The 13,084-nt window shown below is 54.3% G+C and carries 13 protein-coding genes, 1 tRNA gene and 1 pseudogene; 4 read left to right on the forward strand and 11 right to left on the reverse strand.

What is annotated here, in order from left to right; genetic code table 11:
• Window positions 1-49: 49 nt before the first annotated feature.
• From RHI63_RS03840 to RHI63_RS03850, 3 genes are read right to left on the reverse strand one after another with little or no spacing between them, the layout of a single operon-like run.
• On the reverse strand, window positions 50-520 hold the full coding sequence (locus RHI63_RS03840; RefSeq protein WP_206201141.1) for a hypothetical protein: 471 nt from the start codon (window positions 518-520) through the stop codon (window positions 50-52).
• Window positions 521-531: 11 nt separating this feature from the next.
• Window positions 532-945: a hypothetical protein gene (locus RHI63_RS03845; protein WP_206201142.1), complete on the reverse strand. Its 414-nt coding sequence runs from the start codon at window positions 943-945 to the stop codon at window positions 532-534.
• A gap of 11 nt (window positions 946-956) precedes the next feature.
• A complete protein-coding gene (locus RHI63_RS03850) occupies window positions 957-1,349 on the reverse strand; it encodes a hypothetical protein (RefSeq protein ID WP_206201144.1) in 393 nt (130 codons plus the stop codon).
• A 531-nt stretch (window positions 1,350-1,880) separates the two neighbouring features.
• Here RHI63_RS03850 and RHI63_RS03855 point away from each other — a divergent pair.
• From RHI63_RS03855 to RHI63_RS03870, 4 genes are all read left to right on the forward strand, one after another.
• Window positions 1,881-3,131, forward strand: a complete 1,251-nt coding sequence (locus tag RHI63_RS03855) for an MFS transporter (protein ID WP_206201146.1) — start codon at window positions 1,881-1,883, stop codon at window positions 3,129-3,131.
• A gap of 9 nt (window positions 3,132-3,140) precedes the next feature.
• Window positions 3,141-3,890, forward strand: a complete 750-nt coding sequence (locus RHI63_RS03860) for a creatininase family protein (RefSeq protein WP_310744843.1) — start codon at window positions 3,141-3,143, stop codon at window positions 3,888-3,890.
• A complete protein-coding gene (locus RHI63_RS03865) occupies window positions 3,891-4,775 on the forward strand; it encodes an alpha/beta fold hydrolase (protein WP_310821862.1) in 885 nt (294 codons plus the stop codon).
• A 38-nt stretch (window positions 4,776-4,813) separates the two neighbouring features.
• Window positions 4,814-4,887: transfer RNA gene (locus tag RHI63_RS03870), tRNA-Pro, on the forward strand.
• An 84-nt stretch (window positions 4,888-4,971) separates the two neighbouring features.
• Here the strand turns inward: RHI63_RS03870 and RHI63_RS03875 are convergent.
• The 8 genes and pseudogenes from RHI63_RS03875 to RHI63_RS03910 all read right to left on the reverse strand — a co-directional run bounded on the left by RHI63_RS03875 (window position 4,972) and on the right by RHI63_RS03910 (window position 13,016).
• A complete protein-coding gene (locus tag RHI63_RS03875) occupies window positions 4,972-6,153 on the reverse strand; it encodes a glycosyltransferase family 4 protein (protein ID WP_310821863.1) in 1,182 nt (393 codons plus the stop codon).
• An 80-nt stretch (window positions 6,154-6,233) separates the two neighbouring features.
• On the reverse strand, window positions 6,234-8,189 hold the full coding sequence (gene asnB / locus RHI63_RS03880; RefSeq protein WP_310821864.1) for an asparagine synthase (glutamine-hydrolyzing): 1,956 nt from the start codon (window positions 8,187-8,189) through the stop codon (window positions 6,234-6,236).
• Between the two features lie 135 nt (window positions 8,190-8,324).
• A complete protein-coding gene (locus RHI63_RS03885; protein ID WP_310821865.1) occupies window positions 8,325-8,978 on the reverse strand; it encodes a class I SAM-dependent methyltransferase in 654 nt (217 codons plus the stop codon).
• A gap of 205 nt (window positions 8,979-9,183) precedes the next feature.
• Complete coding sequence (locus tag RHI63_RS03890) at window positions 9,184-9,486, reverse strand: nucleotidyltransferase domain-containing protein (RefSeq protein ID WP_310453367.1); 303 nt, start codon at window positions 9,484-9,486, stop codon at window positions 9,184-9,186.
• Window positions 9,487-9,503: 17 nt separating this feature from the next.
• Window positions 9,504-9,882, reverse strand: a pseudogene (locus RHI63_RS03895) (nucleotidyltransferase substrate binding protein).
• 42 nt (window positions 9,883-9,924) lie between these two features.
• Entirely contained in the window at window positions 9,925-10,548 is a 624-nt protein-coding gene (locus tag RHI63_RS03900; protein ID WP_310821866.1) for a class I SAM-dependent methyltransferase, read from the reverse strand.
• Between the two features lie 208 nt (window positions 10,549-10,756).
• The gene (locus RHI63_RS03905; RefSeq protein WP_310821867.1) at window positions 10,757-11,731 is read right to left on the reverse strand and encodes a glycosyltransferase family 2 protein; all 975 of its coding nucleotides are present in this window, start codon (window positions 11,729-11,731) and stop codon (window positions 10,757-10,759) included.
• Window positions 11,732-11,942: 211 nt separating this feature from the next.
• Complete coding sequence (locus tag RHI63_RS03910; protein WP_310821869.1) at window positions 11,943-13,016, reverse strand: glycosyltransferase; 1,074 nt, start codon at window positions 13,014-13,016, stop codon at window positions 11,943-11,945.
• Window positions 13,017-13,084 lie beyond the last annotated feature (68 nt).

The following is a 13,084-nucleotide window of genomic DNA, read 5'->3' on the forward strand; positions in this document are numbered from 1 at the left end:
GGGTTGGGTTGGGACTTTCCCCTCAGCCCTCTTTTTTTGACCAAGCGTTTTAGTAGCCTCGGTCAAACAGGGTAATCTTGGCCAATAGTCCCGCCACCATCAAAAAGAGCGCCACCAGTAGTGCCCAAAGGCGGTTTTCCGTTGAACCTTGACGCTTCCCTAAGTCCACTAACTGCTCGCGATTGGTTTGCACTTCCAAGCGCACTGCCTCGATTTTGGCTTCTATAGTGTTGAATTTCTCGTCAATCGTGTTAAACTTCTCGTCAAATTTTGCTTCTAGCGTGTTCAGCTTCTCTTCAAACTTGGCTTCTAGTGTGTTGAACTTTTCTTCAAATCTGACTTCTATAGCATTCAATTTCTCATCTACTATCTGGAACTTTTGATCAATCGTATTGAATTTCTCACGGATTTCCGCGTGACCGACTTTCACCTCAAGGGTAAGTTCCGCCAGTTGCGACTGCATGGCTTTCATGGTCTCGAGAACTTCTGCGAATTGAGACTGGGTGACGGGTTCACTCATGCTGCTCATCCTTAGACTTGGTCAAACAGGGTAATCTTGGCCAATAGTCCCGCCACCATCAAAAAGAGCGCCACTAGTAGTGCCCAAAGGCGGTTTTCCGTTGAACCTTGACGCTTCCCTAAGTCCACTAACTGCTCGCGATTGGTTTGTACTTCCAAGCGTACTGCCTCGATTTTGGCTTCTATGGTGTTGAATTTCTCGTCAATCGTGTTAAACTTCTCGTCAAATTTTGCTTCCAGCGTGTTCAGTTTCTCTTCAAACTTGGCCTCCAGAGTCTGGAATTTTTGATCAATCGTGTTAAATTTCTCACGGATTTCCGCTTGACCAACTTTCACCTCAAGGGTAAGTTCCGCCAGTTGCGACTGCATGGCTTTCATGGTCTCGAGGACTTCTGTCAGTTGCGATTGGGTGACGGGTTCACTCATGCTGCTCATCCTTAGACTTGGTCAAACAGGGTAATCTTGGCCAATAGTCCCGCCACCATCAAAAAGAGCGCCACTAGCAGTGCCCAAAGGCGGTTTTCCGTTGAACCTTGACGCTTCCCTAAGTCCACTAACTGCTCGCGATTGGTTTGTACTTCCAAGCGTACTGCCTCGATTTTGGCTTCTATGGTGTTGAATTTCTCATCAAATTTTGCTTCCAGCGTGTTCAGTTTCTCTTCAAACTTGGCCTCCAGAGTCTGGAATTTTTGATCAATCGTGTTAAATTTCTCACGGATTTCCGCTTGACCGACTTTCACCTCAAGGGTAAGTTCCGCCAGTTGCGACTGCATGGCCTTCATGGTCTCGAGGACTTCTGTCAGTTGCGATTGGGTGACGGGTTCACTCATGGGTGGAGTTCAAGGGGACTTAAGTTTATTCTAGAGTGACCCAGCAATTTCCGTTTTTAACGTCTCCATAAATGCCGAATAATTTTGGTGGTTGGCTGGGAAGCCGAGTTCTAGCCAAGTCTGGGGTAATGTGTCTGCAATAAACTGACGTGCTTCAGTACCATCGTTAGGCTGGCGATCGCCCCCTTGGTATTTCCCAATTGCTCCTCCAGGCAAGCCAGATTGGGACGATGATTTAGTTCTGCTTCTAAAACGATAATTTCTTATTGGCAGAAAATTAAATGGTTATTAACTCTCAGATGGTAGGGTGTTATATGCTACACAGGCAAGGGTAATTTTTGGTATTTTTACTTCCTCCTATCTGGTGATTTTTGCGACCTGTACTCCTCAGAATGCCCAAAACGAACCTCAAAGGATACAGAGACAGGGCAAACGCCGGCAAGGGTCTGACGGTATATTGGATTCAGACTGCCAGCCCCAATCTTTGGTAACGGTGAGGAAACTTGTGTTCATGGTCAGTGAGCAACAGCAATGGTAAGTTCTGGTCCCAAGCCCCGTCCAGAAGGGTTTGCTGCTCTGATGCGGAACAAGAATTTCCTCAAGTTATGGGGCGGTCAAATCATCTCCCAACTGGCGGACAAAATTTTTCTCGTCCTCCTAATTACACTGGCGGTTTCCTACGACGCCAGCTATGAACTGCCCGGCTCTAAGGCCTCAGCCGTAATGATTGCCAATACGCTACCAGCGGTCTTCTTTGGTTCAACGGCGGGCACCTTTGTGGATCGCTACCCCAAGCGGGAGCTAATGAGTATTACCAATATTTTGCGCGGGCTACTGGTTTTTGCTCTGATCTTTATTCCGAAGCGGTTTACGCTGCTGCTCCTGATTGCCTTTTCTGAGTCCATTCTTACGCAATTCTTTGCCCCGGCAGAACAGGCGGCGATTCCCCTGCTAGTGAAGGAGGAAAATCTGCTCTCGGCGAATGCCCTCTTTATCACAACAATGATGGGGTCACTCGTAGTGGGGTTTGCCATCGGTGAGCCATTGCTGAGTGGTGCTGTGGCCATAGGGGGTGTCTATGCCCGTGAAGTCGTTGTCGGTGTGCTGTACGTTATGGCGGGATTGGTTTTAGCCTCGATTCGCTACCGAGAAGCAGTTCATGAGCGCGATCGCCACCTCAATGTATGGCAGGACTTGCAGGAGGGGTTTCACTACGTGCGCAAAAATCGCCTCTTGGGGAATGCCATGCTCCAGTTAACGATCCTCTATTGTGTCTTTGCCGCCTTGACGGTGTTGGCCGTCAGTTTAGCCCAAGAAATTGGCCTGCGTCCTAATCAGTTTGGCTTTCTCTTGGCCGCCGCAGGGCTGGGGTTAATTTTAGGGGCGGGGGTTTTGGGCCAATGGGGGGAAAAATTGCATCATCGACCCCTGCCTTTGATTGGCTTTTTGGTGATGGCAGCTGTCCTACTGGTCTTTGCTTTTGTGCATCATCTGTGGGTGGGTCTGGGCTTAAGTATTTTGCTGGGAATGGGGGCATCTTTAATTGGTATTCCCATGCAGACCCTCATTCAAGTTCGGACGCCGGCGACGATGCGGGGTAAGGTCTTTGGCTTCCAAAATAACATTGTCAATATTGCCCTCAGTGTGCCTTTGGCGATCGCCGGGATTCTTTCGGACTTCCTTGGCCTCACAGTGGTCATGGTGGGGATGGGGGGCGTGGTGGCGATCGCGGGCATTTGGGCATGGCGGAATACACGAGCCGTTCTTGAGGATGCGATTTAGGAGACAGGAATGCCCCTACTACACTTGAGTACTTGGCCAGAGGTCGAAGCCTATCTCAACACTTCCAAGGGGATGATTATTCCCATTGGCTCCACGGAGCAGCACGGCCCTATGGGTCTCATTGGCACCGATGCCCTCTGTGCCGAGGCGATCGCCAAAGGGGTAGGGGAAGCAACTCATGCCCTTGTTGCCCCGACAATTTCCGTGGGCATGGCCTTACACCATACGGCTTTCCCCGGCACGATTAGTTTGCGTCCTAGTACCTTGATTTTCGTCATTCGCGACTATTTAGTGAGCTTGGTACGGGCAGGCTTTCAACGTTTCTTTCTTATTAATGGTCATGGCGGCAATATCGCGACAGTGAAGGCGGCCTTTGCGGAAACCTATGCAGTCTTAGCCGATTTGCACATTCCCGAGGCGGATCAGGTGCGCTGTGAGTTGGCCAATTGGTTTATGTGTTCCTCAGTGATGCAACTAGCACGGGAATTGTATGGCGATCGCGAGGGTTCCCATGCCACCCCCAGTGAAGTGGCGGTGACCCAATTTCTCTATCCAGAGGCCATTAAACGCGTTCCCCTCAATCCCGAAGTCAACACCAGTCATGCCATCTACGGTGCCGCAGATTTTCGCCGCCGTTATCCCGATGGTCGTATGGGGGCAGATTCCAGCTTGGCCACCCCTGAGCATGGACAGCAATTCTATGAGCGGGCTGTTCAGGAGTTGAGCGATCGCTACCGTCAATTTCTGCAAGCCGACTAAATGACTTTCTCTCTCCCAGCTCAAACGTGGCATTGGCACGGTTACCCAATTCTCTATCGGCATCAAGGGACTCAGGGCATCCCCCTACTCCTGATTCACGGCTTTGGTGCCTCTAGCTTGCATTGGCGCAAAAACATCCCTGCCCTCGCAGCTCACCATCAAGTCTATGCCATTGATTTACTGGGCTTTGGTGGCTCCGCCAAACCCGCTCCCTCGGTCATCCCCTATACATTTGAGACGTGGGCAACCTTGGTTCTAGACTTTTGCCGCGAGGTCATTGGTCAGCCCACGGTTTTAATCGGCAACTCCATTGGCTGCGTCGTTGCTTTACAGGCCGCTGTTTTCCAGCCTGCGTGGGTCAGTCAACTGATCCTGCTGAACTGCTCTTTGCGTCAGCTCCACGATCGCAAGCGATCGCAACTCCCTTGGTACCGCCGTTGGGGAACCAGCCTACTCCAGCAACTTTTAGGCAATCGCACCCTTGGCACCTACTTTTTCCGCCAAATTGCCCAACCCCGTACTGTGCGCCGTATTCTCCACCAAGCCTATGCCAACACTGCCGCCGTCACCGATGAACTGGTAGAGATATTACTCACCCCTGCCCAAGATAGGGGTGCTGCCGAGGTCTTCTTAGCCTTTGTTCGCTATTCCCAAGGTCCCTTACCCGAAGACTTGCTACCGCAGATTATCTGCCCCACCTATTTTCTGTGGGGTGCCGCCGACCCTTGGGAACCCATTGATGAAGGGCAGAAGCTAGCTCAATTTCCCTGTGTGCAGGAGTTTGTCGCCTTACCAGAGGTGGGCCATTGCCCTCAAGATGAAGCACCTGAGCAGGTGAATGCCCACAGTCTGAAATGGTTGCGCAAAATTTCCATCACTGACTAGGATGTTCTCTGAACTCGTGTTATACTGGTAAAGCTTAACGGGGCGTAGCGCAGCTTGGTAGCGCACCACTTTGGGGTAGTGGGGGTCGTGGGTTCAAATCCCGCCGCTCCGATTCATTGTTAGCAATCCCCAGCTGCCGCGTGATACAGCTCTGGGGCTTATTGTACACGCCCCATGGCATGGCTTTCAAAACCCATCACCCATTTTCCACACCCAACAGTGGCAGCAATACCCCATTGACCCGCCCCACATCAAACCGCTCCTCCGCCAGACGCCGACTTGCGCGCCCCATGGATGGAATGAGCTCGGGTTGTTCAATGAAGCGACGTATAGCGTTTGCCAGTGCTGCAACATCCCGCGGTGGTACCAAGAATCCATTGACACCATCGATGACCGTCTCGCGGCAGCCGGGTGCATCGGTGGTAATGACTGGCCGCCCTATGGCCATGGCCTCCTGGGTGCTGCGCGGCACCCCTTCCCGATAATAAGAAGGCAGCACAAATACACTGGTCTGCGCCAGCCAAGGCTTAACATCTACTGCTCCAGGCCATTCCACCGTGCCATCCTCCAGCCAAGGCTGTAAATCTGCAGTCGACAAGCCGCCAGGATTGTCATCCAAGGAGCCCAGTAAACAAAAGCGGATCAACGGATACTCCCCCTTTACCTGCCGGGCGGCGGCCAGAAACTCCATGACCCCCTTTTCGCGCAGCAGCCGCGCCACCATGGTAAAAGTCAATGGCTGCAGGTGCGCAGGCTGCATGGGCCACTCGTCCAGCGCGACACCCGTGCCCAGTATCAATTGAAATTTCTCGGCTGGTAAGCCGCAGATTTTTTGCAACAAACATAAATCGTCCGGGTTTTGCACCACAACCCGATGCGCCAAGGGGAATGCCAAGCGATACAGTTGCGTCAGCACCCAGGATAAAACCCTGCGCTTGAGTGGACTGCGTCCCTCAGGATCAGCCGTAAAAGCATAGCCCAACCCTGCCACCATCGCCACCCGCCGCGGTACCCCTGCCCAGGCTGCGGCTAGGGTTCCCCAAACATTGGCCTGGGCCGTGTAACTCAGCAAGGCATCGTAACGGTTGGTACGAAAGATGCCCACCAGCTTCAGGAATGTTCGCAGATGACCCAAGGGGTTCAAACTCTTGCGTTCCAAGGGGTAACAAAGGCACTGGGCACCCAAACTCTCCACTTTTTGCCGTTCTTGTTGAGACCAAGTGGGCGCCAAGACATCGACGGTGCACCCCCTGTGCACCAACTCCGCGATCAATGGCAGACGAAAATTGATCACGGAATAGGCGGCATTGCTGATCAGGGCAACCTTGAAGGCCTCTTTTCTGGGCGCACCCCCCTCAGCTGCATCTTCCTCTGCCACTGTTGTGTGTGAGGTATTGCTTCCGCGCATTGCTGCCGGGAAAACCCAGCCAAGCAGTCTATCGGATCTAAAGTAACCGATCATTGTTGCAGCCACGCCTGCCACATCAGCACATCCCACAAATAATACGCCCAATTGCGCTGGCCGCAGAGATGCTCTTGCCAGCGTTGCCGGATCGGTGCTGGTGCTAGGAAACCCTCCCGTTTCAACCGCGCCTCCGAAAGCAAATCCTCCGCCCATTCCCGCAAGGGTCCACGCAACCAGTGTTCGATGGGCACGCCAAAGCCCATTTTGGGCCGCTCGATGAGTTCCTTGGGGACATAGCGGTAAAGCACCTGCCGCAGCAGCCATTTGCTCTGACCTCCACGGATTTTCATTGCCAACGGCAGCTGCCAAGCAAACTCTACCACACGGTGATCCAAAAGTGGCACGCGTGTTTCCAAGCTCACCCCCATCGCCGCCCGATCCACCTTGACTAGGATGTCATCGGGAAGATAGGTGATGCTATCAAGATACAGCATGTGCTGCTCAAAATCGCAATCCTCAAGCCAAGCGGCTGGATCAGTAAGGGGGGTGGGTGGCTCTGCTGTCACACCTAGCACGATTTCGGTGGGAGACTCCCAGTGGGAGACTAGGCGCAGATAGATTTCCTCCGGGCGGCGCACTGAAAATAACCGTGCTGCCTTATGCAGTTTATCACCAGGCAGCCGAAAGCGCAGGCGGTGCGGCAACAAGGGCGCTGCGAACCCATACAGCCTGTTCCACGCCGCGGGGGAAAGCGCCCGCACCCCAGATGCCGCCAGCTGCCGCAGTGGGCGTGGCACCATCGCCAGGCGCCGCCACAACCGCCGGGTCCAGAAATAGCGGGTGTAGCCGCCAAAGAGCTCATCGCCGCCATCCCCCGACAGGCTCACCGTCACCTGCTGGCGGGTCAGCTCAGAGACCAAAAAAGTGGGAATTTGGGATGAATCGGCAAAGGGCTCGTCATAGAGTGCGGGCAGCCGTGGAATCACCGCCATTGCGTCTTTGGGCGTCACATACAGTTCCGTATGCTCCGTGCCCAAGTGCCGCGCCACCGCTTTGGCGTGCTCGGCCTCGTTGTAGTCGCCCTCATGAAAGCCAATGGTAAAGGTCTTCACTGGCTGTGGGCTTTGAGCCTGCATGAGCGCCACCACGGTGGAAGAATCGATTCCCCCCGAAAGGAACGCCCCCAAGGGCACATCAGCCACCATCTGCCCCGCCACCGCACTGCGGACAAGCCCTTCCAGTTCGTCGATGGCGTCTTGCGCTGATCCTTTGAAGGGATGATGCAACCCCCACTGCGCCACTTTCCGCAGCGACCAGTAGGTTCGGATGTCGCCGCGGCTGCCAATGGGCAAGGAGCCTGCAGCAAACTGTACATAGCACCCTGGCGGCAGCTTCCAGATGCCCTCATAGATGCTCCACGGTGTGGGAATGTAGTTGTAGCGCAGCAAAAGTGCGAGTGCCCGCCGCTCAATGCTATGGTCAAAACCGGGAAAGGTACGGATTGCCTTCAGCTCCGAGCCGAACACCAGTGTCCCCTTGACCCAGCCATAATAGAGAGGTTTTTCCCCCATGCGATCTCTAGCTAGGGTTAATGTACGAGTCTTGCGATCCCAGAGGGCAAGAGCAAACATGCCAACTAGCTTTTCTAGGGCTGTGGTCACGCCCCAATGGCTAAAAGCCGCCAGTAGCGTCTCGGTATCGGAATGTCCGCGCCAAGAGGGGGCTGCACCAAGCGCTGTTAACTCCTGACGCAGTTCAAGGTGGTTGTAAATTTCACCATTAAAGACGAGGACATAACGGCCACACGCAGAAGCCATCGGCTGATGTCCTGCGGGGGAAAGATCAAGAATTGCTAGACGACGGTGGCCTAGGGCGATACCTGCCGCCTCATCTATCCAGACTCCCTCATCATCAGGGCCGCGATGGGAAAGGGTGCCATTCATCTTGCGGATAGTTGCTGCCCAGTCACCTAAAAAGGCAGCGTTGAGAAAACCAACTAGGCCACACATAGTCTATTCATAAAATTTCGGTATCTCCACCTTCTTATAGCCTAATGCCGTCCAGAATGGAGGACTATCTGAAAATTGAATATTTTCTAATCCAGCTTCCTCAAGCATGTGTTGAATCTCTAATTTTGAGAATCGTTAATAACTAAGTGGTAAGCTATTTACATTGAAGCCAGCTTTTTCAAGAAGATATGATAGTCGAGCCAAAGGAAAATAGATGGCTATAGCAATCAGGTCGGTTAGAAAAATTTTTACTTTATTAGGTAGCCTAGAAATAAACAATCGGGGAAGAATAGTCATATACCACAAACACAGGTACCAAAAAGGTCGATTATCCAGTTTGTAGTAAATATACACAAGAAATGGGGCTTTTGGCTTTAGTAAGGCTACACAAGATTTAATACCTTCAAGTGTATTAGGTATATGATGTAGAACTCCAAGACAATAACCAAAATCTTGGCTGTTAGCCTGTAAATCGATGTTATCAATTGTCGTTTTAAAAAAGTTTATATTGTGGAAGTCTCTTAGCATTGACTGAGCAACTTCAATAGCATCAGATGGTTCAATACAGTTTAGTATGCCTACTCTTGGTGCGACAAACTTTGCCCAACGACCTGTACCACAACCCATATCGAAACCAACTGCATTTGGAGGTAAAATGTCCCACGGGAAAATTCTAAAGTAATCAAGAAATAATTTTTCTAATTCAGATTCACTAACTTCAAGGTGATTAAAGCTAGTCCATTCACTACCAAAACTCTCCACCACTTTAGGATCATAATTGAAAGACATTGGCTATGCTCCTCCTTTGTTCTTGAACTTAAAGATTTGATTTCTCTGAGATCAAGTGCGTGCCCAATTCAAGCTAGGTCTTGCCATCGCCAAGGTCGTGGTTGGTGAGGGAGTCAGTTATGCGACGAACATTGGCCGTAGCCTCAATACGAGTAAGGCCGCCGGGTCGCCAAACACCGATTATTCCGCACATGCGCCCATCCCCTCACTGCCACTCATCAGAATCTCGTATGTACATAAACTGTCCCACCCGCTCAATATACTCGCCCAAGGGGGGGTGGTCAACGGCCGCAAGCCAAACCAAATCCACCAAGATTGATGACTCTTCGAAGAGGCGCATGAGGCGCTTCAAGGTGCCGACGTTCAAGTCCGCCCCCACCAAGGCCAGATCAATGTCCGACCCCGGCAGGTGCATGCCCTTGGCGCGGGAACCGAACAGGATGGCCTTTTCCACCTTGGGTTCCTGTTCTAAGATAGCGCGGATGGCCGCTATGGTGGCGGCTGGCAAGCTCTAGTCCTCCTCACTCATGTAAGTTCCGAAAGGCGACGTCCGAGGTTCAGGAACACCGAGTGGTAACGCTCCACCACCGCCTGCGCCACCGCCAGTGCGATCGCCTCGTTGTAGGTGTGGCTGGAGAGGCTGCGCTTGTCGATACATGTCCATCCACACCTCCCCAACCTCGATCAGCCCGTGCTTGAAGGCCTCGCGCACTGTGCTGCGTGAATAGTCCTCGAGTACATTCCAAGCAAGCTCATGGGTGAACTCGAACCCCTGGATCAACCCCTGCCGCTCTAAATCCGACAGAGGGCGCACACGAGACAGACCCACCGCTGCCGTGAGCTGGCGCAAGGCCCGCTGAAAGTTGTCGAAGCGCTCTTTCCAGCGAATGTCGGGATCTGTCATTGCTCGGCTCCCCATGTAACGTCAATCCACTCGGTAGCGTACCTACAACACCCCCTGTCGGCGGTATACGTACTCGTCACAGCCCGAGCCGAAGAACCCAGGGTTGCGCCCCCACAACTGCCCCGGCCTGGCCAGAACCCGCTCCGCACGGAAGCCCAACATCTTCATCTGCCGCTCGACCTCTTCAGGCGAGATCGACTCGTAGGGCCAGCCACCCAGCCAGTCATGCACGTCATGGTGGAAATCCATCCCGCGCTTGGAACGGTACTCATTGACATATCGGGTGAAACTTCTGCCCGTGACCGCAAAGCGCAAGCGAGACAAGGCCACGTAGATGGCGCGGGCGCGGCGCTGCACCTCTTGGGACGCATGCGCATACCAACGTTTCTCCCACCGCCAGAAGGGATCCATCCACACCCGCCGGTACAGGGCAAACGCAAACCGGCCTTCTTTCCCTACCATGGCCGCAGCACACTGAATGGCGCGCTCCATGTCCCCGGTGTGGTGCAGCACACCCCAAGAATAGACCGTATCGAAGGCGCCCATCGCCTCAGGATGCAGATCGAACACGCTAACCACCTCCACACGAAAGGCGGCTCCCCGAGGGGCATACCGATCGAGCAGCGCTTGGGTGGTGGCTACACTATCGGGGTCGAGGTCCACCACCACCACCTCCCCGACCTGCAGCCGATATCGAGAAAGCGCTGTCCGTCCAGGCGGTCTGACCCCAGCAAGCGGATCAGCCCTCGTTCGGCCTCCGCAATCTCGGCCGCCGTCACCTTCTCGGCATAGGCAGCCCAGTTTTTCCCAAACGCGAAGTGAGTTCTCAAAGTTGTCAAATCAGTTTCTATTGCACACACACATGATCTATCTGTTACCCACCTGCTTTCGTTCGTACACAAGCTGCCTTCCTCCTGACGCGCGGATGCCGAATTGTTTTCGCTGCCCGTAGCAGTAAGGCCGGCGTCCAGTGCAACGCCGCGGCTAGCATCCCTACGCGATATCGCCCCGTGGCCCAGGCCAGCCGGCGGATAGCCGCAAGCCCCGCCCAATCCCCTTGGGCGCGAAAGCCTGCCGCGGTGAAAAATGCGATGCGGTCAAAGAGCAACGCAAGCCCCTTACGCTGCTCATCGGTCAGCCAGTCCGTCTTCAAAAGCGCAGCTATGTGCTGCAATGAGCCAGGTGGCTCGGTTTCACGAAGGCGGTGGTCGGTGCGATTGACCGCGTCTTGGTAGTAAACAGCTGTCACCACTTCCGCATGGGCCACTGGATACTTCAGAGCCATATTGATCCAGCAAACAATGTCCTCTCCGCGGCGCACACCCACAGGAAAACCGCCAATCTCTAAGAGATCCCGTTTCTTAGCGCATGCCGTTATAGAGTGGATCAAGCATAGGCCATGTGCATAACGCACGAAGAAATCGTCAACCAAGCCAAAGAAACCATCCTCATATGAAGAACTCGGGCGATATTGCCTGCCTCCTCGCTCGAGCACATAAGCAGTGCTCAGCAGAGAAGCATCAGGAAACGATTCGATAAGCTTCCTAAGCATTTCTAAGTGTTTATCCAGCCAGAAGTCATCGGCATCAAGAAAAGCGATGTACTCTGCATTTGATTCGGAGACGCCGCAGTTTCGCGCTGCGCTTACACCCGCATTTGCCTGGCGGATCAATCGCACACCGTGTTTTTCGATGTAGGGAACGACAAGCTCAGCACCTCCATCCGTCGATCCATCATCGACGACGATGATCTCATCGGGCGGACTAGTCTGCGCCAGCACACTATCCAGCGCTTTATCTATGTGAGGAGCCTTGTTATAGAGCGGAATAACAACCGAAATGCTAATCACATCACACCCCGAAGAACTACCATATTTTTATTTTGAGCCACAACATAGCTTGCACCTTGAACAATGTGCTTTTGGGACAACTAGAAAAGTTCCTTCTTGCTTCTATGAATGCAGTGACATGGTATGTGCACTAAAAATCATTCCACATCATGAGGAACAAAACGGCTCCCCGCACCGCCGTCGGAAAGGCTGGTGATGATGTGCAGGACTTTCACTCGCGACCCTTCTCGTCTGCCCACGGGGGCAAACCCATTGCATCGAGATAAGCATCGATCGCCTGCGTCTGGTCGAAGTCCTGCGCGCGCTGACGCACGTCAGGCAACTGATCTCTCGGCATTGTCAGGGTTTCCTCCATCGCCCGGGCTAAAGCCTCTACATCCCCCACCGGCACTAGGCGCCCCCAGCGCCCATCTTCCAGAATCTCCCGCGAGCCACTTGGACAATCGGTGCTCACCACCGGCGTGCCGCAGGCCATGGCCTCGATCAACACACTCGGCAACCCCTCCCAGCGCGAGGACAAGACGAACAGCGCGGCTCGCGAGAGATACGCAAACGGGTTGGCCACAAACCCCGGCATCTGCAGCACATCCGACCCCAAGCCTAGGGCATGGGCCAGACGCTCCAGCTCTTCTCGCAATTCGCCTTCGCCCAAGATGAGCAAACGCGCATCCCTCCGTGCGCGGAGCTGGGCAAAGGCCTGCAGCAGCGCGGTGAAGTTTTTTTCCTCCGTCAGGCGGCCGATCGCCAGCACCACGGGCGCCTGTCCCGGCCCCAGCCAGGGATGGGGCGCCGGCTCATTGGCCAGCTGCGCGATGCGTTCGAGATCGAAGGGGTTGTAGATGGCGCGGACGCTGCCCGCAGGTAGCTTGGCGAAGCGCTCCAGATCGCGCGCCGCATCGCGCGAGACGGCAACAATCCCATCCGCCTTGGGATAAAGCCGCGGCACCAGGGCATAAACCGCCCGCGCCGAAAGACCGCGCGCACGCGCCACTTGCACGCTAATGGTGGTGCGCTCCGACACGACCAGCCTTGTGCTGGCTGCCGCAAGCCGCCGGGCCAGAATTGCCACCACATTGGCGTGGTTCATGGCCGACAGCATCGCCAACGGCCGTTCGCACCGCAGATAGCGTATGAGCGGCCACAGGGCCTTAATGACCCGCCCGGCACGCAAATCTACCACCCGCACGGCGGGCGCAACATCCTTGAGATACGGCCCCACAGCGCTGGCCAGCACCAGATCGACGGCGTACCCCCGCGCCGCAAAGCCGTTGGCTAGCGTCACCATCACCCGCTCGGCACCGCCGCCGGTGAGGGAGGGTAAAAAAATAGCGATACGGGATCGCCCCCGAGGAT

It is taken from the genome of Thermosynechococcus sp. GLH187, assembly GCF_031583395.1.
GTDB lineage: Bacteria > Cyanobacteriota > Cyanobacteriia > Thermosynechococcales > Thermosynechococcaceae > Thermosynechococcus.

Coding starts and splice junctions, on each gene's coding strand:
- RHI63_RS03840 (WP_206201141.1), bottom strand. CDS start 520: ATGAGTGAACCCGTCACCCAGTCTCAATTCGCAGAAGTTCTCGAGACC.
- RHI63_RS03845 (WP_206201142.1), bottom strand. CDS start 945: ATGAGTGAACCCGTCACCCAATCGCAACTGACAGAAGTCCTCGAGACC.
- RHI63_RS03850 (WP_206201144.1), bottom strand. CDS start 1,349: ATGAGTGAACCCGTCACCCAATCGCAACTGACAGAAGTCCTCGAGACC.
- RHI63_RS03855 (WP_206201146.1), top strand. CDS start 1,881: ATGGTAAGTTCTGGTCCCAAGCCCCGTCCAGAAGGGTTTGCTGCTCTG.
- RHI63_RS03860 (WP_310744843.1), top strand. CDS start 3,141: ATGCCCCTACTACACTTGAGTACTTGGCCAGAGGTCGAAGCCTATCTC.
- RHI63_RS03865 (WP_310821862.1), top strand. CDS start 3,891: ATGACTTTCTCTCTCCCAGCTCAAACGTGGCATTGGCACGGTTACCCA.
- asnB (WP_310821864.1), bottom strand. CDS start 8,189: ATGTGTGGCCTAGTTGGTTTTCTCAACGCTGCCTTTTTAGGTGACTGG.
- RHI63_RS03885 (WP_310821865.1), bottom strand. CDS start 8,978: ATGTCTTTCAATTATGATCCTAAAGTGGTGGAGAGTTTTGGTAGTGAA.
- RHI63_RS03910 (WP_310821869.1), bottom strand. CDS start 13,016: ATGGTGACGCTAGCCAACGGCTTTGCGGCGCGGGGGTACGCCGTCGAT.